At 71.1% G+C, this 23,558-nt stretch carries 18 protein-coding genes; 11 read left to right on the forward strand and 7 right to left on the reverse strand.

The features are described from left to right. Window positions 1-85: 85 nt before the first annotated feature. On the forward strand, window positions 86-1,072 hold the full coding sequence (locus V5F53_RS16305; RefSeq protein WP_393995398.1) for an aldo/keto reductase: 987 nt from the start codon (window positions 86-88) through the stop codon (window positions 1,070-1,072). Window positions 1,073-1,122: 50 nt separating this feature from the next. Here V5F53_RS16305 and V5F53_RS16310 read toward each other — a convergent pair whose 3' ends face one another. From V5F53_RS16310 to ychF, 3 genes are all read right to left on the reverse strand, one after another. Further along, window positions 1,123-1,587 carry a MaoC family dehydratase gene (locus tag V5F53_RS16310; RefSeq protein WP_393994813.1) on the reverse strand — a complete coding sequence of 155 codons (465 nt, stop codon included), beginning with the start codon at window positions 1,585-1,587 and terminating at the stop codon, window positions 1,123-1,125. Continuing rightward, window positions 1,584-2,048: a MaoC family dehydratase gene (locus tag V5F53_RS16315; RefSeq protein WP_393994812.1), complete on the reverse strand. Its 465-nt coding sequence runs from the start codon at window positions 2,046-2,048 to the stop codon at window positions 1,584-1,586. Before V5F53_RS16315 ends, V5F53_RS16310 begins: the two co-directional genes overlap by 4 nt. Before the next feature lie 128 nt (window positions 2,049-2,176). Next, window positions 2,177-3,274: a redox-regulated ATPase YchF gene (ychF, locus tag V5F53_RS16320; protein WP_393994811.1), complete on the reverse strand. Its 1,098-nt coding sequence runs from the start codon at window positions 3,272-3,274 to the stop codon at window positions 2,177-2,179. Between the two features lie 630 nt (window positions 3,275-3,904). Between ychF and V5F53_RS16325 the strand changes: the two genes are divergently transcribed. Both V5F53_RS16325 and V5F53_RS16330 read left to right on the forward strand, forming a co-directional pair. After that, a complete protein-coding gene (locus V5F53_RS16325) occupies window positions 3,905-4,063 on the forward strand; it encodes a hypothetical protein (protein ID WP_393994810.1) in 159 nt (52 codons plus the stop codon). Between the two features lie 649 nt (window positions 4,064-4,712). Further along, a complete protein-coding gene (locus V5F53_RS16330) occupies window positions 4,713-5,711 on the forward strand; it encodes a DUF4424 family protein (protein ID WP_393994809.1) in 999 nt (332 codons plus the stop codon). A 453-nt stretch (window positions 5,712-6,164) separates the two neighbouring features. Here the strand turns inward: V5F53_RS16330 and pth are convergent, their stop codons facing one another. The 3 genes from pth to V5F53_RS16345 all read right to left on the reverse strand — a co-directional run bounded on the left by pth (window position 6,165) and on the right by V5F53_RS16345 (window position 7,770). Further along, window positions 6,165-6,773 carry an aminoacyl-tRNA hydrolase gene (pth, locus tag V5F53_RS16335; RefSeq protein WP_393994808.1) on the reverse strand — a complete coding sequence of 203 codons (609 nt, stop codon included), beginning with the start codon at window positions 6,771-6,773 and terminating at the stop codon, window positions 6,165-6,167. A 100-nt stretch (window positions 6,774-6,873) separates the two neighbouring features. Further along, window positions 6,874-7,473: a 50S ribosomal protein L25/general stress protein Ctc gene (locus V5F53_RS16340; protein ID WP_393994807.1), complete on the reverse strand. Its 600-nt coding sequence runs from the start codon at window positions 7,471-7,473 to the stop codon at window positions 6,874-6,876. Between the two features lie 171 nt (window positions 7,474-7,644). Then, a complete protein-coding gene (locus V5F53_RS16345) occupies window positions 7,645-7,770 on the reverse strand; it encodes a hypothetical protein (protein ID WP_393994806.1) in 126 nt (41 codons plus the stop codon). A gap of 184 nt (window positions 7,771-7,954) precedes the next feature. On the opposite strand from V5F53_RS16345, the gene V5F53_RS16350 reads away from it, so the two are divergent. The 7 genes from V5F53_RS16350 to V5F53_RS16380 all read left to right on the forward strand — a co-directional run bounded on the left by V5F53_RS16350 (window position 7,955) and on the right by V5F53_RS16380 (window position 19,499). Next, window positions 7,955-8,788: a universal stress protein gene (locus V5F53_RS16350; RefSeq protein WP_393994805.1), complete on the forward strand. Its 834-nt coding sequence runs from the start codon at window positions 7,955-7,957 to the stop codon at window positions 8,786-8,788. Between the two features lie 151 nt (window positions 8,789-8,939). Then, a complete protein-coding gene (gene nudC / locus V5F53_RS16355) occupies window positions 8,940-9,887 on the forward strand; it encodes an NAD(+) diphosphatase (protein ID WP_393994804.1) in 948 nt (315 codons plus the stop codon). Continuing rightward, window positions 9,880-11,682, forward strand: a complete 1,803-nt coding sequence (locus V5F53_RS16360) for a uracil-xanthine permease family protein (RefSeq protein WP_393994803.1) — start codon at window positions 9,880-9,882, stop codon at window positions 11,680-11,682. The genes nudC and V5F53_RS16360 overlap by 8 nt, the downstream gene beginning before the upstream one ends. Window positions 11,683-12,210: 528 nt before the next feature. Beyond that, complete coding sequence (locus V5F53_RS16365) at window positions 12,211-13,908, forward strand: type I secretion system permease/ATPase (protein WP_393994802.1); 1,698 nt, start codon at window positions 12,211-12,213, stop codon at window positions 13,906-13,908. Window positions 13,909-13,930: 22 nt separating this feature from the next. Next, on the forward strand, window positions 13,931-15,280 hold the full coding sequence (locus tag V5F53_RS16370; RefSeq protein ID WP_393994801.1) for an HlyD family type I secretion periplasmic adaptor subunit: 1,350 nt from the start codon (window positions 13,931-13,933) through the stop codon (window positions 15,278-15,280). A 382-nt stretch (window positions 15,281-15,662) separates the two neighbouring features. Beyond that, window positions 15,663-16,931: a methyl-accepting chemotaxis protein gene (locus V5F53_RS16375; protein WP_393994800.1), complete on the forward strand. Its 1,269-nt coding sequence runs from the start codon at window positions 15,663-15,665 to the stop codon at window positions 16,929-16,931. A 321-nt stretch (window positions 16,932-17,252) separates the two neighbouring features. Continuing rightward, window positions 17,253-19,499, forward strand: a complete 2,247-nt coding sequence (locus tag V5F53_RS16380) for a calcium-binding protein (RefSeq protein ID WP_393994799.1) — start codon at window positions 17,253-17,255, stop codon at window positions 19,497-19,499. A 424-nt stretch (window positions 19,500-19,923) separates the two neighbouring features. Here the strand turns inward: V5F53_RS16380 and V5F53_RS16385 are convergent, their stop codons facing one another. Continuing rightward, window positions 19,924-20,697, reverse strand: a complete 774-nt coding sequence (locus V5F53_RS16385) for an inositol monophosphatase family protein (RefSeq protein WP_393994798.1) — start codon at window positions 20,695-20,697, stop codon at window positions 19,924-19,926. A gap of 232 nt (window positions 20,698-20,929) precedes the next feature. Here V5F53_RS16385 and V5F53_RS16390 point away from each other — a divergent pair, with 232 nt between their 5' ends. Next, window positions 20,930-23,377 (forward strand): GcvT family protein, encoded by a 2,448-nt coding sequence (locus tag V5F53_RS16390; RefSeq protein WP_393994797.1) that lies wholly within the window; start codon window positions 20,930-20,932, stop codon window positions 23,375-23,377. Window positions 23,378-23,558 lie beyond the last annotated feature (181 nt).

The following is a 23,558-nucleotide window of genomic DNA, read 5'->3' on the forward strand; positions in this document are numbered from 1 at the left end:
ACATTCCGACGGACGCGATATTGCGGCCCGCCCCCCTTCCCATCATGAGGTCCCCATGGACCAGAGCGCTCCCGCCCCCCTTCTGCTGGATCGCCGCCCTCTGGGCCGCTCCGACCTTGCCGTCTCCGCCCTTGGCCTCGGCTGCATGGGCATGTCGGAATTCTACGGCCCCAGCGACGATGCGCAATCGCTGGACACCCTTGCCCGCGCGGTCGACCTGGGCGTCACCCTGTTCGACACGGCCGACATGTACGGCGTCGGCCACAATGAGCGCCTGCTCGGACGCTTCCTGAAAGGCCGGCGCGACCAGGTGGTGGTGGCCACCAAGTTCGGCAACGTGCGCGGGCCCAACGGCGAGCGCCTGGGCGTCAACGGCCGCCCCGATTATGTCCGCGCCGCCTGCGACGCCAGCCTGGAGCGGCTCGGCATCGACACCATCGACCTCTATTACCAGCACCGGGTGGACCCGGAAACCCCCATCGAGGAGACGGTGGGCGCCATGAAGGAGCTGGTGGAGGCGGGAAAGGTGCGCTTCCTGGGCCTGTCCGAATGCGCGGTGGACACCCTGCGCCGGGCCCACCGGGTGCACCCCATCACCGCCGTGCAGACCGAATATTCCCTCTGGAGCCGGGAGCCTGAGGTGGGGATGCTGGAGGCCTGCCGCGAACTCGGCGTCGCCTTCGTCGCCTATTCGCCCCTCGGCCGGTCGTTCCTCACCGGTGCGGTGAGCGCGCCTGAAGCGCTGGCGCCGGACGACTTCCGCCGCTCCAATCCCCGCTTCGCGGGCCCGGCCTTCGCCCGGAACCGCACGCTGGTGGAGGCGCTCGGCGCCTTCGCCGCGCAGCGGGGCGCCACGCCCGCCCAGATCGCCCTGGCGTGGCTGCTCGGCAAGCACGCCCATGTCATCCCCATTCCCGGCACCCGGCGCGTCGCCTATCTCAAGGAGAACATCGCCGCCGCCGCGATCCATCTCACGGCGGCGGACATCGCCAGCCTCGACGCCTTGTTTCCGCCGGACGCCGCTGCCGGCACGCGCTACGCCGCCCCTGCCATGGCCGGCCTCGGCCTCTGACGCGAGGGCATGCGGGGGCCACCCTCCGCGCGCCGCGGCGGCGGAGGGGATCAGACGTTGCGCCGGCGCACCAGCACCGCGCCTTCGAAATCGAACACCAGGTCGCCATGCTGGTTGGTGCCGGTGTTGCGGGAGCGCACCACCCCCCATTCCGGCTTGCTGCGACTGGCGGTCTTCTCCGTCACCTCGGTGGCATAGGTGATGGTGTCGCCGGCATAGACCGGCTTCAGCCAGCGCATGTTGCGAAAGCCCGGCGAGGCGCCGGCGGCGCGTACCGGCGTGCCGGCCGCCAGCGAACGGGTCTGGTAGTCCATCAGGCACTTCATCCAGGTGGCCGCCGTGTGCCAGCCGGACGCGCACAGCGCGCCGAACGGCGAGCGCCGGGCCGCCTCCTCATCCACATGGAACGGCTGGGGATCGTAGACCTCGGCGAAGGCGATGATCTCGTCGCGGGTGAAGGTGTGGCTGCCGAGAACGGCGGAAAAGCCGATCTCCACGTCTTCATAGTAGGTCATGCGAGGCGCGCCCCCGGGTTGCGGCGTCCGATCATGATGACGCAGGTCTGGTTCACGACCACCGACTTGTCCGCCTTCACCAGTTCGAAGCGGAAGGTGACCAGGCCCATGTCCGGGCGGCTCTTGGAGGTGCGGGCCTCCAGCACGGTGCGGCGCAGGGTCAGCACATCGCCGGGCCGGACCGGCGCCAGCCAGTTGTTCTCGGTCACCCCGGGCGAGCCGAGGCCGGCGGTGCGCAGCAGGAAGCCGTCGCAGATGAGCCGCATCATGACGGCGCAGGTGTGCCAGCCGGAAGCCGCAAGCCCCCCCAACACCGATTTCGCCCCGGCGGCGGCATCGAGATGCATGGGCTGGGGATCGAACTCGCGGGCGAAGCCGACGATTTCCACCTCCGTCATCGTATGCGAGCCGAAGGTCTTCACCTCACCGACGATGAAGTCCTCGAAGAAGAAATCCGCCAACGCGCCCCTCCCCTGTTTGCGACGATCCAAAGGGAGGATGACGCAAACGTCAAGGTGGCGGCGCCCCGCCGTCCCCCGCTGCCGCGGTCCGGCGGCGGGGGCAGGAAGAGGAGCAGGAGCGGGCGGCCTCAGTTGGCGAAGCGGAAATGCAGCACGTCGCCGTCGGCGACCACATAATCCTTGCCTTCCAGGCGGAAGCGGCCGGCCTCGCGGGCGCCGCTCTCCCCCTTGAACTTCACATAGTCCTCATAGGCCACCGTTTCGGCGCGGATGAAGCCCTTCTCGAAGTCCGAATGGATCACGCCCGCCGCCGCCGGCGCCTTGGTGCCCTCGGTGATGGTCCAGGCCCGGGCCTCCTTCGGGCCGACGGTGAAATAGGTGAGCAGCTGCAGCAGCTCGTAGCCGGCGCGGATGACCCGGTTGAGGCCCGGCTCGTCCAGCTCGATGGCCTCCAGATATTCGCGCTGCTCGTCGGGCGGCAGCACCGCGATCTCGCTCTCGATCTTGGCGGAGACGACCACCGCCTTGGCGCCCTCTTCCCGGGCGCGGGCGAACACCTGCGCGGAGAGGCTGTTGCCCTCCTTGGCGGAGGCCTCCTCCACATTGCACACATAGAGCACCGGCTTCGCCGACAAGAGGCCCAGCTGGTTGAACAGCTTGCGCTCCTCGGGCTTGACCTCGGCGAGGCGCGCGGGCTTGCCCTCGCGCAGCAGGACCAGGGCACGGGTGACGAGGTCCAGGGTCTCCTTGGCCTCCTTGTCGGCGCCCTTGGCCTTCTTTTCCAGGGTCGAGAGGCGCTTTTCCAGGCTTTCGAGATCGGCCAGCATCAGCTCGGTCTCGATGGTCTCGATGTCGTTGACCGGCGCGATCGCCCCTTCCACATGGGTGATGTCGCCGTCCTCGAAGCAGCGCACCACATGGGCGATGGCGTCGCATTCGCGGATGTTGGCCAGGAACTGGTTGCCCAGCCCCTCGCCCTTGGAGGCGCCGCGCACCAGGCCGGCGATGTCCACGAAGGTGAGGCGGGTGGGGATGATCTGGCCCGAGCCGGCGATCTCGGCCAGGCTGTCGAGGCGCGGGTCGGGCACCGCCACGTCACCCACGTTGGGCTCGATGGTGCAGAAGGGATAGTTCGCCGCCTGCGCCGCCGCGGTCTGGGTCAGCGCGTTGAAGAGGGTCGACTTGCCCACGTTCGGCAGGCCGACGATGCCGCATTTGAAGCCCATGATAATGCTCGAGGTTGCGCCGCCGTTCGATGGCCCGGCGGAAGGACGGAAAGGAAATGGCCTGCGGCCCGGTCTCGCCCCCCGCATATCGTCCAAGAGGTTTGTCGCGCAACCCCAGACGCGCCGACGCGACACCCTCCGTGCCCCCCCTCATGCGGCGGCATCTGGCGCGGCGGCGGCCACGGGCGCGGTCTCTTGCCGAAAATACAACCTTTCCTTTAGCATGATCCGATGCTCGCGCCAGGAATCCGGCGCCGGGCGAAAGCCGGCCGCGCGTCGGTAGCGCAGAGCGGGAAGCCGCATGTTTCGCCACGCGATGATCGTGTCTTTCCGCCTGAGCGGTGCAGTTCTGGGCGGAGCGGTTCTGGGCGGAGCGGTTCTGGGGAGCGCACCCCCGGCGTCGGCGGACCCGGCCACCCATCGCTTCCAGGTGATCCGGGCCAGAACGGTGCAGACGGACTGCACCAAGACCGGCCGTGAACCCGCCTGCGTGGTCCGCGCCACGCTGACGGCGGCCGGACCGGCGACGGCGCCCGACCTCAGCGTGTGGTTCACGGCCGTCGCCCCGCGCGACCCGATGCCCGGGCGCCCGATGACATTCAGCTCCCCTCAGGCACCCGTGAGATCACCGTGGCCGATATCCACGGCGTCCCCTGCAAGGGCCTGAAGCTCACCGCGCCGCGCGTGACCTGCGACGACGAGGCATGGCGGTGCCTCCGCTTCGTCAAGGTCTCCATCGAACCGCACACGGCCCCCGACATCGCCGCCGCCAAGGCGGAGACACCGTAGCGGGGCACACCCGGCCCACGCGGGCCCCCGTCAGCTCGCCCCCATTCGCGGGCGACCGGGGCGCGGCCGCGATGACCCGGCGTCCTGTCATCCGCGCCGGGCCGGGCTCCGGCTTGCCCCGCGGCGGGCGCGGCGGGACCACCGTCATGAATACGCCACGACCCAGGACGCCGCGCGCGTCGCAGCGCACCGCAGCGGCAGGGCGGTGGGGACGCCCCTATCGCTGCAGACCGCCGCCCATACGGCTGCCCCGGCGCCCCTGCCCCAGCGCCCTGCCCCAGCGCCCTGCCCCATGACGGTGCCCCGTGGGAGTGCCTTTTGACGCGGCCCGATGCCCATGCCAAACAACCGCGTGAGGTTGCCGCAGGGGAGGGGGCGGGCCGCGGGCCGGCGCGACCGGATCGACTGCGCGACGCGCCGATACCGGCCGGCAGGGGACCGAGGCTTGCCGTTTTCTCGTTCAAAGATACGATCACGGGGTGTCATCAGGGGCGTCGCCGCCAGGGGGCGTCACCGCTGTCGGCCTGTCTTCCGTCCAGTCCGGGTGCAGCCGCCCCCGGATCTGGGCCTTCCGCCATCGATCCTGGCCACCGTCAGCCGCCCGCGCATGCCGGGACAGGGGGACGCGGCGCGCCGGCAGGAGATCACCGTGACTGCACCCGCTGTTCGCCGCCTGTGTCTCGCCCTGGCCCTGGGCCTCGGCCTGCTGGGCGCGGCCCCGGCCCGCGCCAATGACAGCGAGGCCGCCATCGGCATCGGCGGACTGACGCTGACGCGCTCGGAGGCGATCCGCCTTGACCAGGAGGACCTGTTCATCAGCCGCGACCAGGTCCGCGTCAATTACGTCTTCACCAACACCTCCGACCGCGACATCGAGACCCTGGTCGCCTTTCCGCTGCCAGACATCGTCCAGAGCCCCATCACCCGCGTGCCGGATTACGCGCAGGAGCTGAACTTCCGCACCCTGGTGGAGGGGCAGCCGGCGCAGCTCGACCTTGTGCAGCAGGCGAGCTTCAAGGGGCAGGACATCACTGCACGGCTGAAGAGCCTGAACCTGCCGCTGGTTGCCCTCGGCGACAGCTTTTCCGAGGCCGTCAACCGCCTGCCGGCCGACGCGCGCGCCGCCCTGCTCCGCGAGGAACTGCTGATCGACGGCGGCACCGATGGCAAGACCCACCTGTGGGACGCGCTTTGGACGGTGCACACCTCGGTGACCCGCCGCCAGACGTTCCCGGCCGGCCGGAGCATCCGCGTGGAACACAGCTACCGCCCGTTCGTCGGCGGACGCGTTGGCGGCGCGCTCGAACCCAGCCTGCGGCGCACCCCGGAATTCCGCGGGCAGCGCCAGCGGCAATGCATCGACGACGACTTCCTGGCGGGCCTCGATCGCCGCCGGGCGGCGGCCCGTCACGGCGACGATCCCGGATACAGCGAGGTATGGCTGGAATACGTGCTGCGCTCGGGTGCGAACTGGGTCGGGCCCATCCGCGACTTCCGCCTCGTGATCGACAAGGGCAATCCGCGCTCGCTGGTGAGCTTCTGCGCCAACGGGGTCAAGCGCCTCGACGACCGCCGCTTCGAGGTGCGCTACCAGAATTTTACGCCGAGCCAGGACCTGGACATCCTGATCGTCGACTTCATCCGATAGCACGGCGCCGTGCCGCCGCTCATCCGGCGGCGGCCGCCACGCCGCGGATGACCGGCACCACCGCCCGCGCTCTGGCCGTGGCGGTCTTTGGCCGGCAGCCCCGCTGGCGCCCATCACGCGCCTGCGGCGCGGGCATGGGGAGCCGGCGCGCGCGACGGACATGACGCAGGGCGGTGGAGCGCAGGGCGGTGGAGCGCAGGGCAGTGGAGCGCCCTGCCGGGGCACCCTCCCCGAGCGAGGCACACGGTCTTGGCACACGGTCTTGAGGCGCCGCGCCGGGCGCGCAGTCCTTGCGGCGGCCCGCTCCACGGCGGGCGAGGCGCAACCCCAGGCTGGCGGCAGCGGCGCGGACCGGAAGAGCCGACGGCGCCCCTTACCCACACCGGGCCGGCGAAGGCCGCCAGCGGGGCAGCCCGCCAAAGACCGGCGCGCCCGCGCCCGGCCGTGCCGCGCTCAGCCGCGCTCGCCCACCCGCTTGGGATCGGCGAAGCCCTGCGCCTCCAGGAACAGGTGCACCCGGTTATGGAACTCATCGGGCCGGCCGGTGACCAGCAACTCGGCGAAATCGGCGCAGGCGTCGCCCACGGCGTCCACCCAACCCTTCTCCACCTTGGCGAAGTCGCCGAGCACATAGGGCATGACCATGGCCTTGTCGCCGGGATGGCCGATGCCCAGGCGCACCCGCCAATAATCGTTGCCGCACTGGGCGGTGATGGAGCGCAGGCCGTTGTGGCCGGCGTTGCCGCCGCCCTTCTTGATGCGCACCTTGGCCGGCGGCAGGTCCAGTTCGTCATGGAAGACGACGATGTGGTCGAGGGGGATCTTGTAGAAGCGCATGGCCTCGCCCACGGCGCGGCCGCTCTCGTTCATGAAGGTCTCGGGAAACAGGGCGACCACCTTCTCGCCGGCGATCTCCCCTTCCGCCGCCATGGACTGGAAGCGCTTACGCAGCGGGCCGAGCCGGTGGCGCCGGCAGATGGCGTCGAGCGCCATGAAGCCGATATTGTGCCGGTTGCCAGCATATTTCGGGCCGGGATTGCCGAGCCCTGCGAACAGGAACATGTGGCGCCTCCGGCCCGGTCGGGCCACTGCGTCGATGAGGCCCGGCCGGAGGTCCGGCCGGGATCAGGCGATCAGGACCCTGATAACCAGGACCCTGCGATCAGGCCTTGGGCTCTTCCGCAGCCGCCTCGGGGGCGACGGTCGGGGCGATGACGGTGGCGAGGGTGTCGTCGCCATGGCCAGCCCAGCTCACGCCCGCCGGGAGCGTGATCGCCGAGAGGTGGAAGATGTCGCCGAACACGGCGCCGGTGAGGTCGACGGTGACCGCCTCCGGGATGGCCTCGGCGGGAGCCTCAAGCTCCACCGCATGGGCCACCACGTTGAGAGTGCCGCCCGCCTTCAGCGCCGGGGAGGCGTCCTGGTTCACGAAGTGAACCGGCACTTCCACCGTGACGCTGGCGCCCTTGGACACGCGCAGGAAGTCCACGTGCAGGGGGAAGTCCTTCACCACGTCGAGCTGGTAGTCGCGCGGAATGACACGGTGCTTGGTGCCGTCCACGTCGATCTCGAACAGGGTGGTGAGGAAATGGCCGGCATAGATGGCCTTGTTGAGCTCGCGGAAGTTCAGCGAGATCGTCACCGGCTCCTGCTTCTCGCCGTAGATCACGGCGGGCACGCGTCCGGCGCGGCGCTCGGCACGGGCGGCCCCCTTGCCGGCCCGCGGGCGCGCCACAGCCTTCAGTTCCTTGATGGCGGTCATGGCACTTCATCCTAAATTCTGAGGTTCGAAACGGCCTGCGGCCGCAATCGCGGCCGCATGGCTTCGCGCGCAGACACGCCTCCAGGGGGGCGCATGTCCCGCGCGAAGGTCGCGCTTATAGCGGCACACCGACGCAAATGCAACAACGGCGCGGCTTCGCGGGGCCGCCGGCTATTTCGGCGCCTCGCTCTGGCAGGCGGCGGGGCGGCCCTGGCCGAACCAGTTGCCGCACTTGTCGCAGGCGGACAGGCCGAGGGCGAGGCCAACGACCAGGGTGAGGCGGACCAGAACGCGCATGTTTCCTCCGGAACCGGGCGGCGCCGGCGGCGCGGCGGGATCGGGCTGACCATAGTCGATCCGGCGCTCAAGAAAAGGTGCCCGGGCCGGCGGGCGGCGGCCGCCGAGTTGCCAGGCGGGGGCCGAGGCCCTACAGCCTTGCGCGAGGCCCCGGACGGCCGGGCGGACGCGAAAGAGGGGACCCATGCTCAAGCGGATTCTGCTCCTGCTCGGCGAAACGGCGGCGTCGCAGACCGCGCGCGCCATCGCCTTCCGCCTGACGCGCGACACCGGCGCGGCATTGGCGGGCCTGGCCGGCATCGACCGCACGGCCCTTGCGATGCCCAGCCTCGGCCGCGCCGGCACCGGCGCCCTCAAGGTGCGGCTTGAGCAGGACCTGCGGGTCCAGGCCGAGGACCTGCGGCAGCGGCTCCACGCGTGCCATGAAGCGGAGTGCGCGGCGCAGGGCATTCCGTTCGAGTGCCTGGCGTTCGAGGGCGAGCCTTTGGCCGCGCTGCAGGTCGCGGCGGAGACCCGCGACCTGGTGGTGGCCGGCCACGACACCGGCTTCCACGGCGGCGACGAGGTGCCGCTGCCGGACCTGCTGGCGCGCCTCCTGGCACGCACGCCGCGCCCCTTCCTGGTGTGCGGCGACGACCCGCCGGAGGGCGAGGATGTGGTGGTGGGCTACGATGCCAGTATACCCGCCATGCGGGCTCTGCAGCTTTTCGCGCTCACCGGCCTCGGCCAGGGCCGCCGGGTGAAGGTGGTCTGCGTGGACCAGAGCCAGGAGGAGGCGACGCGCCGGGCCGGCGGCGCCGTGTCCTATCTCGCCAGCCACGGCCTTGTGGTGGAGGCGGTGCCGGTGATCTCGCGGGCCGCCCCGTCCGAGGCGCTGCGGCTGGAGGTCGCGAACCTGAAGGCCGGCCTCCTGGTGATGGGCTCCTACGGCCATGCCGGCTGGCGCGACCTGCTGTTCGGCTCCACCACCCGCAAGCTGGCCGAGAACCCGCCCTGCCCGCTGTTCGTCTACCATTGAGCCGCGGCCGCCGACGGGGGCCCCTGCCGCCGCGGCGGCGCCGCCCTGGCGCAAGGTCATGCCCGCACGCGCCCCGCTCGCCCCTTGCCTCGCGGGGCGAACCCGTGCAACCGTCGCCTTCCTGCGCCGTCGTTCAAAGCTTCCGCCCATCATGTTGCTGCCCCCGTCCCATCCCGACCTCGGCGCATGGCCGCCCCTGGGCTATGTGGAAACGCGGCTCGATCGCGCCGCCCACCTGCGCCCCAACATCGCCGTGCTGCGCGGCGATGCCGGCGCGCGGGCCTATGCCTTCGGCGGCGAGCTGGTGGCGCTGAAGCCCGCGCGGGCGCCGGGCCAGCCGCACGACCCCCTGTTCAGCTTGGCCGAGGCCGCACCCTGGTGCTCCGACGCCGGCCTGTTCCTGGGGCTGGAGGGCAAGGCGCCGCGCTTCGCCCTCGCCTTCGACCCGGGCCGCCGGGAGGAGATCGAGGCCGCCGGCCTCCTCGTCACCGACCTGCGCTCCATCGCCAGCGGCGGGCTGGTGGCGGCCGACCATCTCGGCCCGCTGGCCACCGGAAAGGCGCTGCTCGGCTGGCATGGCCGGCACCGCTTCTGCTCCAATTGCGGCGCCGCCACCCGCGCCGTGGACGGCGGCTGGCGGCGCGACTGCCCGGGCTGCGGCGCCCAGCATTTCCCCCGCACCGATCCCGTAGTCATCATGCTGACCGCCCGCGCGGACCACTGCCTGCTCGGCCGCGCGCCGCATTTCCCGCCCGGCATGTGGAGCTGCCTCGCCGGCTTCGTGGAGCCGGGAGAAACCCTTGAGGACGCGGTGCGGCGCGAGACGCTGGAGGAGGCCGGCATCCGGGTCGGCCGCGTGTCCTACCACTCCTGCCAGCCCTGGCCCTTCCCCATGTCGCTGATGCTCGGCTGCCTCGCGGAGGCCACCTCCGAGGCCATCACCATGGACCCCAACGAAGTGGAGGCGGTGCGCTGGGTCTCGCGGGAGGAAACGGCGGCCATGCTGACCCGCACCCACCCCGACGGCCTGTTCGCGCCGGCGCCGGCGGCGATCGCGCACCACCTCATCCGCGCATTCGTGGCGGGCGCGCGTGCATGACGCCCGCAGGCCCGCGGCCGCGGGCCGGTTCTCCGGCCTGCGGCGGCTGCTGGACCGCGTCTTCCCCCCGACGCCGGGCAGCCAGCGGGTGGCGCGCCGCCCCAGCGCCCTGGTCTATGGACTGAACGATCCCGTCCCGCCCGCCAGCCTGGTGCCGCTCGCGGCCCAGCACGCCATGCTGGCGGTGACCTTCCTCATCTATCCCATCCTCGCCGCCACCGAAGCGCACCTGCCGGCGGAGCAGGTGTCGGCCATGCTGTCGGCGTGCGCGCTCAGCATCGGGCTCGCCACCATCGTGCAATGCCTGCGCTCGCGCTTCGGCAGCGGCTATCTGGCGGTCCACATCCCCGCCGCCGGCGCCATTCCACTGGCGGTGCAGGCCATGACGCTGGGCGGCCTCGGCCTGCTGGCCGCCACCACCTTCACGGTCGGGCTGGTGCAGATCTTCGTGGCGCGGCTGGTGCGCCCGCTGCGGGTCCTGCTGCCGCCGGAGGTCTGCGGTGTGGCGGTCACCATGCTCGGCGTCTCCCTGGCCGGCCCGGCGCTGCGCCGGGCGCTGGGCATCGAGGCCGGCTCCACGCTGCAGATCGTGCCCGGGGCCGTCGGCACCAGCGCCATCACCCTCGGCGTCATCGTCGCCATCACGGTGTTCGCGCCGCGGCGGCTGAAACTGTTCGCGGTGTTCACCGGGGCCAGCCTGGGCTGGGTGCTGGCGGTGCTGCTCGGCACCGATCATCCGGGCACGGCGGCCGCCATCGGCGCGGCGCCGCTGCTCGCCTGGCCCGAGCTGAGCCTGCCAACGCTGCGGCTCGACGTCAGCCTGTTTCCGCTGATGGCGCTGCTGGTGGTGATGAACCTGGTGGACGTGCTGTCGGTGACCGTCTCGCTGGAGAAGATGAACGACGCCGACTGGCGCCGGGCCGACATGCGGGCCGCCCAGCGCGCGGTCACCGCCTGCGGCATCGGCAACATGCTGAACGGCCTCACCGGCGGCTTCCAGGCCGGCCTGTCGTCCTCGTCCGTGGGGCTGGCCTTCGCCACCCAGGCCACGGCGCGGGTGATCGGCCTCGCCGCCGGCGCGCTCATCTTCGCCATCGCCTTCTTCCCCAAGGCCATCGTCGCGCTCACCCTCATCCCCTCGCCGGTGATCGGCGGCATCCTGCTCTACACCTCGGCCTATCTGGTGGTGGCCGGCATGGATCTCATCGTCTCGCGCCGGCTGTCCGAGCGGCGGGTGTTCGTGGTCGGGCTGTCGGTGCTGGCGGGGCTCTCGGTGGCGCTGCTGCCGCTACGCGAGCAGATCCACGGCGTGCTGCAGCCGCTGTTCTCGACCCCGCTGACCATGGCGGCGTGCAGCGCCATCGTGCTCAACCTGCTGTTCCGCATCGGCATCGCCCGCGAGACCGGGGAGGAGGTGCCGGAAGGCGCCCACGCCTTCCCGTTCGCCCGCGACTTCCTGGAGCGGCAGGGCGACCTGTGGGGGGCGCGGCGCGACGTGATCGCCGCCGCCATCCCCATCGTCGCCCAGGCGCTGGAACTCGTGACCGACAGCGGGCTCGCGGACGACGCCATCGAGCTGCGCGCCCGCTTCGACGAGGCCCATCTCGACGTCTACCTGCTCTATCACGGCGAGATCGTGCAACCGCCCAAGGAGCGTCCGCCGCCGGAAGCGCTTCTGGGTGACGCCAAGGAAGTGGCGGGCTTCGCCGCCTACATGCTGCAACGGCTGTCGGACCAGGTGCATTTCGGCCGCAGCCACGGCCGCGCCCGGATCGCCCTGCGCTTCGACCACTGAGCCCAGCAGCCCCGGCCTTCGACCGGTGCCAAGGGCTCGCCCGAACAAAGGCTTGCCCGAACAAGAGCTGGCTCAAACGCCGCGCCGGCTCGCAGCGCAGTCCCCGGCCACCGGCGGTCGCACCCGGCGGACCGCCGCCCGCGTCGCGCCGCGTCCCGGCGACGGCGGTCGGTGGTGGCGGTCGGCGGTGGCGGTCGGCGGTGGCCACGCCGGCGCCTCCTTCCCCCGGGCGCCGCCCACCGCGCGACGCCGGCCATCATTCTTACACCAAAGGCCCATGGGCTTGACTCATGGGCCTTTGGTCAAGCCCGCGCGGCGCTTGGACGGCCCCGCTTGGACGGCCCCTTGGCACCGGTCGAAGACGGGGCGGATGGCATCATGTTTCTCCCCGCCACCGCTCCCCTTGCCGGCGTCGGCGAGAAACAATTGAAACACGGAGCCGGGCGGGACGGCGCCGGGGCGAAGTGATGCGGGCGCACAAGGGTCGGGCCGGCGCCACCGCCGGCCCCCCGCTTTCCGGAGCCCGCCATGTTCCGCCTCCCCGTCCGCCCCCTCGACGGCGCCGCGCCCTTGCCGGGCGCCGTGGCCGCGGCCCGGCGCCACCTGCCGGCGCTGGTCGCCTTCTCGTTCGCCACCAACCTGCTCGCCCTCAACGGCTCGCTCTATATGATGCAGGTCTATGACCGGGTGCTGGTGAGCCGCTCCATTCCCACCCTTGTCACCGTCACCGGCCTGATGGTGGCGCTCTACCTGCTCCAGGGGCTCATCGACGGCGTGCGCCAGCGCATGATGGCGCGCCTCGCCCAGCAGTTCGAAAGCCGGCTGCGCGGGCCGGCCCTGGCCGCCACCCTCACCGCCGCCGCCGCCGGCCAGGCCGGGACCAGCCACCCCCTGCGCGACCTCGACACCGCGCGGGCGGCCCTGGCCGGCGGCGGGCTGCTGGCGCTGATCGACCTGCCGTTCGTGCCGCTGTTCGTGGGCCTGGTGTTCCTCATCCACCCGGCGCTCGGCGTGTTCGCCCTGGCCGGCGCCACCTGCCTCGTGACCCTCACCATCCTCGCCGATCGCCTGGGCCGCCGCCCCGCCGGCGACGCCATGGCCCTCGGCGCGCGCAAGGCGGTGCTGCTGGACGATGCCCGCCGCAACGCCGAGACCGTGCTGGCCATGGGCCTGCTCGGCGCCGTCGATGCCCGCCACGCCACCCGCAGCCGGACGGCCGGCGAAGCCCAGTGCCGGGTGGCGGAGGTGGTGGGCGGGTTCGGCATCGCCGCCCGCACCGGGCGCATGCTGCTGCAGTCGCTGCTGCTGGGCCTCGGCGCCTTCCTGCTCATCCGCGCCGAGATTTCGGCCGGCGCCATCCTCGCCAGCACCATCGTGGTGGGCCGGGCCCTGGCGCCGGTGGACCTCGCCATTGCCAACTGGCGGGGCCTGGTGGACGGCCGGGCCGCCTTCGCCCGGCTGAAGGCGCAGCTCGCCGCCGCTCCGGCGCCCGCCACCGCCCTGCCGGCGCCACGCGCCACGCTGACGGTGGACGGCCTTGCCGCCGGTGGCGCGGCCTCGGCTCCGGTGCTGGCCCAGATCGACTTCGCCCTTCAGGCCGGCGATGCCCTGGCGGTGCTGGGGTCGAGCGGCGCCGGCAAGTCCACCCTGGCCCGCGCCCTGGCGGGCGTGCTTGCCCCCCACGCCGGCACCATCCGCCTCGACGGCGCCACCCTCGACCAATGGGCGGCGGCGGAACGCGGCCGCCACATCGGCTATGTGGCGCAGGGCATCGGCCTGTTCGATGGCAGCATCGCCGAGAACATCGCCCGCATGGCGCCCGCCCCCGACAGCGCGGCGGTGATCGCCGCCGCCCGTGCCGCCGGCCTCCACGACTTCATCCTGCGCCTGCCCGCCGGCTACGACACCCCGGCGGGCGAGGCCCACGGCGCGCTGTCCGCCGGCCAGCGCCAGCGGCTCGCTCTCGCCCGCGCGCTCTACGGCGACCCCTTCCTGCTGGTGATGGACGAGCCGAACTCCAACCTTGACGCCGCCGGCGACGCGGCCCTGGCCGCGGCAGTGCGGGCGGCGCGGGCGCGGGGCGCGGTGGTGGTGCTCATCACCCACCGCCCGGCCGCGGTGTCCGCCTGCAACAAGGTGCTCATCCTCGAAGACGGGCGCCAGCGCGCCTTTGGCCCGCGCGACGCCGTGCTGCGTCCCGCCGCCGTCGCCCGCCCCGCCGCCTGACCCTCTGCCCCGGAGATCCACCATGTCCACGCCCACGCCCCTGTCCGCTTCCACGTCCACCCCGGACCCCGCCCCCGATGACGCTCCGCGCGCGTCCCTGGACCGCCTCGCCGGCATCGGCTTCGCCCTGGTGGGCCTTCTGGTGGCCTCCACCCTGGCCTGGGGCGTGCTCACCCGCATCGACAGCGCCGTGGTCACCCAGGGCGACCTGGTGGTGGACACCCACGTGAAGAAGATCCAGCACGTGGCCGGTGGCGCCGTGGCCGAGATCCGGGTCAAGGAAGGCGACCGGGTCGAGACCGGCGACGTGCTGGTGGTGCTGGACGACACCGCCCTGCGCGCCCAGCTGGGCGTCGTTTCCGCCCGCGCCGCCGAGCTCACCGCCCGCCGGGCGCGCCTGGAATCCGAAATCCGCGGCGATGCGATGCTGGTCCTGCCGCCCGACCTGGAGGCGCGCCGCGCCGAGCCGGTGGTGGCCGCAGCGCTTCGCTCGGAGGAGGCCGCGTTCGCCTCCTCGCGCGCCGCCGAGGCCGGCCTGACCGCGCAGATCGGTCAACAGGTGGCGCAGTATCGCAAGCAGGCGGAGGGCTTCCGCGCCCAGCTGGCCGCCAAGCACGAGGAGATCGCCCTGGCGAAGGAGGAGATGGACAGCCTCGACCCGCTGATCCGCAAGGGCCTCATCGCCCGGCCGCGCTATCTGGCGCTCCAGCGCACCCTGGCCACCGCCGAGGGCGAGACCGGCCGCATCGCCGCCGCCATCGCCGGAGCTGAGATCGCCGCCGCGGAAGCCGAGCTGCGCCTCGCCCAGGTGCGGTCCGACACCGCCGCCCGGGCCGCCGGCAGCCTCGCCGAGATCCAGGGCGAGCTGTCCACCCTCGCCGAGCGGCGGACCGCCGCCGAGCACCAGCTCGCCGAAGTGGAAGTGCGCGCGCCGCAGGGCGGCCGGGTGCATGAGCTTGCCGTCCATGCCCGGGGCGCGGTGGTGCAGCCGGGCGGCGTGATCATGTCGCTGGTCCCGTCCGGCGACGTGCTGGTGGCCGAGACCCGCGTCGCCCCCGGCGACATCGACCAGGTCCGGTTGGGCGCGCCCGTGTTTCTGCGCCTGCGCGCCGGCAACCAGCGGCTGCTGCCCGCCGTCTCCGGCACCGTGACGCGGGTGGCGGAGGAGGTTTCGGTGGATACCCGCACCGGCCAGTCCTTCTACACCGTGCGCACCGCCCTCGACGCCGCGACCGGCGCCGCCCTGGGGGACCTGAAGCTGGTCTCGGGCATGCCGGTGGACGCCTTCATCACCACCGGCAGCCGCTCGCCGGCGGCCTTCATGCTGGAGCCGCTGACCGAGCAGATCGCCTACGCCTGGCGCGAGCGCTGAGCTCCCCGGGCGCGGCGCCGGCCGCCCGAACGGTTCGCGCCGGGCCATGGGCCCGGCGGCCGCGCGACGCCCGCCAGCCCCCTGTTGCCCGAAAAGGGCCTCCGTCCAAGGAAGGGCTTGGCCAACCGGCGCGCCTGGCCAAAGGTGTGCTTTCGGCCGCGGTCCCGGCACCACGACCGGAGACGGCGGACCGCTGGTCCGGGCCCGATGCCGGGCCGATCCACGCCTGGAGTGTGAAGCCGCTCGGGGGCACGAGGGCCAAAGCCTCCCACAAGCCTGATGCTGTTCTCTCGAGGCGCGTATAACGACAGTGGCATAAAATTACGCTCAATCCGCCACCATGAACGGGATACCGGATTTTCCGGTCGATGGGAGCGCCTTGATGATGACGAGCATCCTGACGAAGATGGGCGTCTTTACCCGTGGCCTGGGGCTGAGAATCGTTCTGTGCTTCATGCCGCCCATCGTGGCGGCATGGACCTTTTTCATTCTTCTTCTCGTTCACCTGCACCAGTCCCAGCCCCAGCTGTTCGTCCCGACCCTGGCCCTGGGCCTTCTGGGCATCGCCATCGGCAGCGTCATCGTGTGCGTGCTGATCCTCACCATCGTTCCCCCGCTGCGGCGCATCGTCGACGTCACCGGAGCGTTGCAGCAGGGCGAAACCAATTTCGAGATTCCCTACCTCGGCCGCAAGGACGAGATCGGCGACCTCGCCCGCTCGTTCGACGTGCTGCGCCTGGGCCTCATCAAGGCCGCCGCGCTGGAGGCCGCGAACCGCGCCGAGGGCGAGGCCAAGCTCGCCCGCGGCAATAAGATCGCAAGCCTCGCCAAGAATTTCGAAACCGTCATCCGCACCGTGGTCGGCAACCTGACCACCGCCGCCGGCGAACTGCAGAAGAGTGCCGCCAGCATGCTGAGCACCTCGCAGCAGACCCAGCAGCAAAGCAGCATCGTCGCCTCCGCCTCCCAGGAAGCCTCGTCGAATGTGCAGGCGGTCGCCGGCGCCACCGAGGAGATGACGGTCTCCAGCCGCGAGATCGGACGGCAGGTCTCCAACGCATCGGAAATGGCCGCCGCCGCCGTCGAGCAGGCCAGCCGCACCGGGCGCGTGGTGGACGGCCTCGCCAAGGACGCGGAAAAGATCGGCTCGGTGATGCAGCTCATCCAGGAGATCACCGCGCAGACCAACCTGCTCGCCCTCAACGCCACCATCGAGGCCGCCCGCGCCGGCGACGCGGGCAGGGGGTTCGCGGTGGTGGCGAGCGAGGTCAAGACCCTGGCCGGGCAGACCGCCAAGGCGACCGAGGAAATTTCCGCGCAGATCACCGACATCCAGAACGCCACCTCCTCCACGGTGGAGGCCATCAAGGGCATCGGCGCCTCCATCGTCGACATCAGCGAAGTGGCGGCCGCGGTCGCCCTGGCGGCGCAGCAGCAGGTCACCGCGACGGTGGAAATCTCCGACAACGTGCAGCAGACCGCGATGGGGACGGGAGAGATTTCCCGCAACATCGCGGTGGTGGCCGCGGCCGCCGACGAGACCAGCACGGTCGCCGGCGCGGTGCTGTCCTCCGCCAACCAGCTCGCCGGGGAAGCCGAGAACCTGCGCAAGGAAGTTGACCTGTTCCTCGGCGCGCTCAACCAGGCCTGAGGCGATCGCGCCGCCCACCGCCGCCCCAAACGCCACCCATCCGCCACGGCCCGCGCGCCCGACCGGGGCACTGTGCCCCCCGCCTGCTCCCCTGCCTCCAGCACCACGCCTGCGTCGCTCGCCCGGATAGCGGACTGGACAGCACCTGCCGGATGGAGCGCCGCCGGCAGCGCCCGTGGCGCCAGGCGCAGGTCGCGCGCTTCACACCGTTACGATTGAAACACGCCCGCCGTGGCGCGCGGGCACTCTGAAGCAAAGCTGCGTCATCACTTCCCCGCACACCGGGCGCCGCAGGGCCCTGGCAGAAGGAAAGGGCGTGACATGGCACGGTCGACACTCTACGGCACCGACGCCGCCAACACGGTGAAGTTCACCACCAGCAGCACCGGCATCATCTATTACGGACTCGGCGGTGACGACTCCATCACCGGCAGCGATTCCGACGACGACATCTACGGTGGTGATGGAAATGACTTCATTCTTGGCCTCGACGGCAACAACATGCTGTTCGGCGGCAATGGCAACGACTTCGCCAGCGGCGGCGACGGCATCGACACCATCTCCGGCGGCGCCGGCAACGACCAGCTCTTCGGCTTCGACGGCAACGACGTCATGGACGGCGGCGACGGCGACGATCTGGTCTCCGGCGGCGAGGGCGACAACACCCTCTATGGCGGCGCCGGCAACGACACCCTCTATGCCCTCGACGACGACAACCTGATCGACGGCGGCACCGGCGACGACAGCATCGAGGTGGGCGACGGCGACAACGAGATCTGGGGCGGCGAGGGCAACGACAAGATCACCACCGGCGACGGCGACAACACCGTTTACGGCGGCAATGGCAACGACAAGATCACGGTCGGCGACGGCGACGACCGCATCTATGGCGGGGGCGGCGACGACGTGATCTTCGCCGACGGCGGCGATGACGTGGTCTATGCCGGCGCCGGCAACGACAAGGTCTATGGTGGCGGCACCTGGGTCTATGAGAACGACACGCTCTACGGCGAGGACGGCGACGATTACCTCGACGGCGGCTTTGGCGCCGACACTCTCTATGGCGGCGCCGGCAACGACGCGCTGTATGGCGGCCCCGGCCGGGGCCAGTGGTCGGGCTACATGACCGACGGCAAGGACGTCATGTATGGCGGCACCGGCAACGACACCTATCTCGGCGTCGTCGCCGGCCAGGACACGGTGGTGGAGTACGCCAACCAGGGCATCGACACGGTGGGCGTGGTCGGCACCAGCTACACCCTGGGCGCCAATGTGGAGAACCTCTACCTGTCGAGCTATGTCGTCAGCCCCGACGACGACCTGCCCAGCAAGGGCGCCAGCCTCACCGGCAACGGCCTCGCCAACGCCATCACCGGCGGCAGCCTGGGCGACACTCTCTCCGGCCTCGACGGCGACGACACCCTCTCCGGCCTCGGCGGCAACGACAGCCTCTCCGGCGGCGCCGGCAAGGACCAGCTGTTCGGCGGCGACGGAAATGATTACCTCTATGGCGGCGACCAGGACGACCTCCTGGACGGCGGCGCCGGCAAGGACACCCTGTATGGCGGCACCGGAAACGACCGCTTCGTGGTGGACAATACGGGCGACAACGTCGTCGAATACGGCGGCCAGGGCGTGGACACGGTGGTGAGCAAGGTCGCCTCCTACACCCTCGGCACCTATCTGGAGAACCTGGACCTGGGCGGCAGCGGCGCCCAGGACGGCACCGGCAACGCCGTCGCCAACACCATTCGCGGCAACGCCGCCGTCAACTATATCGACGGCGCCGGCGGCGACGACGCGCTCTACGGCTTCGACGGCGCAGACATCCTGCACGGCGGCGCCGGCAATGACTATCTGAGCGGCGGCTGGGGCGACGACACGCTCTATGGCGAGGCCGGCAACGACATCATCGATGCCGACCAGGGCGTCGACTTCGTGTTCGGCGGCGAGGGCGACGATTCCATCAACGGCGGCGAGGGCGGCGACATCCTGAACGGCGATGGCGGCAACGATGCCATCTCCGGCGGCATCGGCGATGATTTCATCAATGGCGGGACCGGCAACGACACCCTGTCCGGCGGCACCGGCAACGACAAGATCAGCGGTGGCGCCGACGCCGACACGCTCTATGGCGACGAGGGCAACGACAGCCTCGACGGCGGCGCCGGCGCCGATACGCTTTATGGCGGGACGGGCAACGACACACTCGTGGGCGGGCTCGGCCTCGATTCCCTGTGGGGCGGTGCCGGGAAAGACGTGTTCAAGTTCAACGCCACCAGCGAGAGCGCGCCCGGCCTCGGTGCCAGCGACGTCATCCGCGATTTCCAGGTGGGCGTGGACAAGATCGACCTCTCCGCCATCGACGCCAACGGCGCCGCCAGCGGCAACACCGCCTTCAACTTCACCGACCAGAAGCCGTTCTTCACCTCGGCCGGCGATCTCTGGCAGGTGAAGGGGGTGACCGGGGTGGCCGTGTTCGGTGACACCAACGGCGACGGCATCGCCGATTTCCGCATCGACGTGGTCGGCGCCACCAGCCTCAGCGCCAGCGACTTCATGCTGTGACGGCGCCGGTGCATCGCGGCTGAGACCGGAAGGGGGGCCACGGCGCCCCCCTTCCCCACCCGGCCGGACGCCGCCCCCGGGCATCCGGCAGTGTGGGCCAGGGCGTGGAAATGGGGCCAGTCGGCACCCGGAAGTCCACACAATGCCACGGCCTTGCGACAGGCGGGCCAAGCTCCAAAAGCACGTGCCCCAAAAGCAAATGCCCCCGGAGCAAACGCCCCGGAGAAAGCTCGACCACCGATCCCGGACCAGATCATGGACCATCGGTGCGGCACGCCCGCCGTGCCCCTGTGGCCCCGCGAACAGGCCGCGGCGCCAACCGGAGGGCGGGCGCTTGGAGGGTCCATGCCGCAGGCTCCGGCCTTGACCGGCCCCCGGCAGTGTCGCTCCGGCGCGGGCGCGGCCCGCTCACCGGCCGCGCGTATCAGCCATTGAGCGCGCGCAAGGCCACCTCGTGCAGCGCCGGGGTGGCGGACGCCACCACCCGGCCGTCCGAGGCGAGACCCAGCGGCCGGCCCTGCCAGTCGGTCATGACCCCGCCGGCGCCCGCCACCACCGGTACCAGGGCCATGAAATCATAGGGCTGGAGCGCGGTTTCCACCACCAGGTCGCAGTGGCCGGAGGCCAGCAGGCCATATTGGTAGCAGTCGCCGCCGAAACGGCGGATGGCGCCCCGGCGGCTCAAGGCGTCGTAGCGCGCCCAGTCATCGGGGGTGAAGAAGTCCGGCGAGGAGGTGTAGACCCGCGCCTGGTCCAGCGCCGTGCAGCCACTGGCCCGCGCCGGCTGGCCATTGAACGTGGCGCCACCCGCCCCCCCCACCCAGCGCTCGCCCAGGGCCGGCATCTCGATCACCCCGACGCGCGGCACGCCGCCCCGCGCGAAGGCGATGAGGGCGCCGAACAGCGGCATGCCGGTAATGAAGCTCTTGGTGCCGTCGATGGGGTCCAGCACCCACAACAGATGACCGTCGCCGGTCATGCCGGCCTCCTCGCCCAGGATGGCGTGGCCCGGAAACCGCGCCAGGATGGCGGCGCGCAAGGCCGCTTCGATGGCCTTGTCGGCGACGGTCACCGGGCTCTCGTCGGCCTTGCGCTCGAACGCCGTGGTGGTGCGGAAGTGCGCGCGCGCCAGCGTGCGCGCCACGTCCGCGAGCGTGCCGGCGAAATCGGCGACGTGATCCAGGCTCAAATCGGTCATGTGCTTCCCCTGTCTCAGGCCGGCGCCAGCGGCGCGCGGAACGCACCATCGATGGCCTGCCACCCCACAAAAACCTCCATTTGCCACACAAAGCAATATTGATGTGTGGATTTTCGTTGACTTGACCGCAGTGCAACAGGAATCATGTGGAGGTTCGCGGGCCGATTGGCGCGCGCCGGCCCCGCCGGCATTCCGCGCGCCGCCCGCGAAAAGGACCACTCAGGGGATCTTCATGGCTGAGTTTCCGACCCAGGCCCAGGTCGTCATCGTCGGCGGCGGCATCATCGGCACGTCCACCGCCTATCACCTGGCCAAGCTGGGCTATAAGGACACGGTGCTCATCGAGCGCCACAAGCTCACCTCGGGCTCCACCTTCCACGCCGCCGGCCTGGTGGGCCAGCTGCGCTCCAACGCCAACATCACCCAGCTGCTGGGCGAGTCGGTGAAGATCTACCAGACCCTGGAGCAGGAAACCGGCCTTGCCACCGGCTGGAAGATGAACGGCGGCCTGCGCCTCGCGTGCAACGAAGAGCGCTGGACCGAGGTGAAGCGCCAGGCCACCACCGCCCGCTCGTTCGGCCTCGACATGCATCTGCTGACGCCCAAGGAGGCGCAGGCCCTGTGGCCGCTGATGGATGTCTCCGACGTGGTGGGCGCCGCCTTCCTGCCCACCGACGGCCAGGCCAACCCCTCCGACATCACCGGCTCGCTGGCCAAGGGCGCGCGCATGCACGGCGCGCGCATCTTCGAGGACACCGAGGTCACCGGCTTCAAGGTGGAGGGCGGCCGGGTCACCGTGGTGGAAACCAGCCGCGGCCCGATCGCGTGCGAGATCGTGGTCAACTGCGCCGGCCAGTGGGCGCGCGAGGTGGGCGCCAAGGTGGGGGTCAACGTGCCCCTGGTGTCGGTGGAGCACCAATATATGGTGACCGAGCGCATCGAGGGCATCACCTCCACTCTGCCGACCCTGCGCGACCCCGACCGCCTCACTTACTATAAGGAAGAAGTCGGCGGCCTCGTCATGGGCGGCTACGAGCCGAACCCGATCCCATGGGCGGTGGGCGGCTTCCCGGAAAAATTCAACTTCCAGCTGCTGCAGTCCAACTTCGACCATTTCGAGCCGCTGATGGAGCTGGCGCTGGGCCGCGTGCCGGCGCTTGAGACCGCCGGCATCAAGCAGCTCATCAACGGGCCGGAAAGCTTCACGCCCGATGGCAATTTCATCCTCGGCCAGGCGCCGGAGCTGACCGGCTTCTACGTGGGCGCCGGCTTCAACGCCTTCGGCATCGCCTCCGGCGGCGGCGCCGGCAAGGTGCTGGCGGAATGGATCGTCGGCGGCGAGCCGCCCTACGACCTCTCGCCGGTGGACATTCTGCGCTTCGGCCGCAACCACCAGGACGTCAACTGGGTGCGCAAGCGCACGCTGGAAGCCTATGCCAAGCACTACACCATCGCCTGGCCCCACGAGGAGCACAAGAGCGGCCGGCCGCTGCGCCGCTCGCCGCTCTATGACCGGCTGCGGGCCCAGGGCGCGGTGTTCGGCGAAAAGCTCGGCTGGGAGCGCCCCAACTGGTTCGCCGCCCCCGGCGAGGCGGCGCAGGACCACTACACCTTCGGCCGTCCCAACTGGACCGACGCGGTGGCCCGCGAGCACAAGGCGACGCGCGAGAGCGTCACCGTGTTCGACCAGACCTCGTTCGCCAAGTTCATGCTCATCGGCAAGGACGCGCAAGCCGCGCTCTCCGCCGTCAGCGCCGGCGACATGACGCGGCCTGCGGGCACGCTCACCTATGCGCCGATGCTGAACGCGCGGGGCGGCATCGAGTGCGACCTCACCGTGGGCCGCCTCGCCCCGGATACCTATTACATCGTCGCCGGCACCGGCGCCGCCACCAAGGACTTCGACTGGCTCAAGCGCCACCTGCCCGCCGGCCTCGACGCCCATCTCATCGACGTGTCGTCCATGTATGCGGTGCTCGCACTCATGGGGCCGAACGCCCGCAAGGTACTGGAGAAGATCACCCGCGACGACGTCAGCGACGCCGCCTTCCCGTTCGCGACGCTGCGCACCCTCAACGTCGCCGGCGCCCCGGTGACAGCGCTGCGGCTCACCTTCGTGGGCGAACTGGGCTGGGAGCTGCACATTCCGGTGGAGTTCGCGGCCACCGTCTATGACGCCCTGATGGACGCCGGCGCCGAGTTCGGCATCCGCAACGCCGGCTATCGCGCCATCGAGACCCTGCGGCTGGAGAAGGGCTACTGGGCCTCCGGCTCCGACATCGGCCCCGACCACACCCCGTTCGAGAGCGGCCTCGGCTGGGCCATCAAGCCCGACACCGATGCCCCCTTCATCGGCAGCGCGGCGCTGGCGCGCAAACGGGCGGAACCGCTGCGCAAGCGCCTCGCCTGCTTCACCGTGGACGACCCGGACGTGGTGCTGCTGGGCCGCGAGACCATCTATCGCAATGGCGAGCGGGTGGGCTGGCTGTCCTCCGGCGGGTTTGGCCACAGCGTGGGCAAGGCCATCGGCTACGGCTATGTGCGCCAGCCCGAAACCGGCCTCGACGACGCCTTCGTGCTCGCCGGCCGCTATGAGCTGGACGTCGCCACCGTGCGCGTGCCCGCCACGGTGCACCTGTCGCCCCTCTACGACCCGCAGATGACCAAGATCCTCGCCTGACCGACGAGCGATGTCGAGCCACCGCCAGCCCCCTCGGGGCGGCGGCGGCCAGCCTTGTTCGCCCCGCACCGGCGCGGTGGCGAAGCCCGAAAGGAGGCCCCGCCGCGTGCCACCAAATTAGTCACGCGAAGCCACAAATTCGTGCAGGCGGGTCGCAAAAAAACAAAATATGCTCCGCCTT

Source organism: Xanthobacter cornucopiae, assembly GCF_043195065.2.
Taxonomy (GTDB): Bacteria; Pseudomonadota; Alphaproteobacteria; order Rhizobiales; family Xanthobacteraceae; genus Xanthobacter.

Excerpts from the sequence above, each read along its gene's own strand:
- V5F53_RS16310 (WP_393994813.1), bottom strand. The coding sequence starts at position 1,587 with ATGACCTACTATGAAGACGTGGAGATCGGCTTTTCCGCCGTTCTCGGC.
- ychF (WP_393994811.1), bottom strand. The coding sequence starts at position 3,274 with ATGGGCTTCAAATGCGGCATCGTCGGCCTGCCGAACGTGGGCAAGTCG.
- pth (WP_393994808.1), bottom strand. The coding sequence starts at position 6,773 with ATGTTCCTGTTCGCAGGGCTCGGCAATCCCGGCCCGAAATATGCTGGC.
- V5F53_RS16340 (WP_393994807.1), bottom strand. The coding sequence starts at position 7,473 with ATGACCGCCATCAAGGAACTGAAGGCTGTGGCGCGCCCGCGGGCCGGC.
- V5F53_RS16345 (WP_393994806.1), bottom strand. The coding sequence starts at position 7,770 with ATGCGCGTTCTGGTCCGCCTCACCCTGGTCGTTGGCCTCGCCCTCGGC.
- V5F53_RS16350 (WP_393994805.1), top strand. The coding sequence starts at position 7,955 with ATGCTCAAGCGGATTCTGCTCCTGCTCGGCGAAACGGCGGCGTCGCAG.
- nudC (WP_393994804.1), top strand. The coding sequence starts at position 8,940 with ATGTTGCTGCCCCCGTCCCATCCCGACCTCGGCGCATGGCCGCCCCTG.
- V5F53_RS16365 (WP_393994802.1), top strand. The coding sequence starts at position 12,211 with ATGTTCCGCCTCCCCGTCCGCCCCCTCGACGGCGCCGCGCCCTTGCCG.
- V5F53_RS16370 (WP_393994801.1), top strand. The coding sequence starts at position 13,931 with ATGTCCACGCCCACGCCCCTGTCCGCTTCCACGTCCACCCCGGACCCC.
- V5F53_RS16375 (WP_393994800.1), top strand. The coding sequence starts at position 15,663 with ATGATGACGAGCATCCTGACGAAGATGGGCGTCTTTACCCGTGGCCTG.
- V5F53_RS16380 (WP_393994799.1), top strand. The coding sequence starts at position 17,253 with ATGGCACGGTCGACACTCTACGGCACCGACGCCGCCAACACGGTGAAG.
- V5F53_RS16385 (WP_393994798.1), bottom strand. The coding sequence starts at position 20,697 with ATGACCGATTTGAGCCTGGATCACGTCGCCGATTTCGCCGGCACGCTC.
- V5F53_RS16390 (WP_393994797.1), top strand. The coding sequence starts at position 20,930 with ATGGCTGAGTTTCCGACCCAGGCCCAGGTCGTCATCGTCGGCGGCGGC.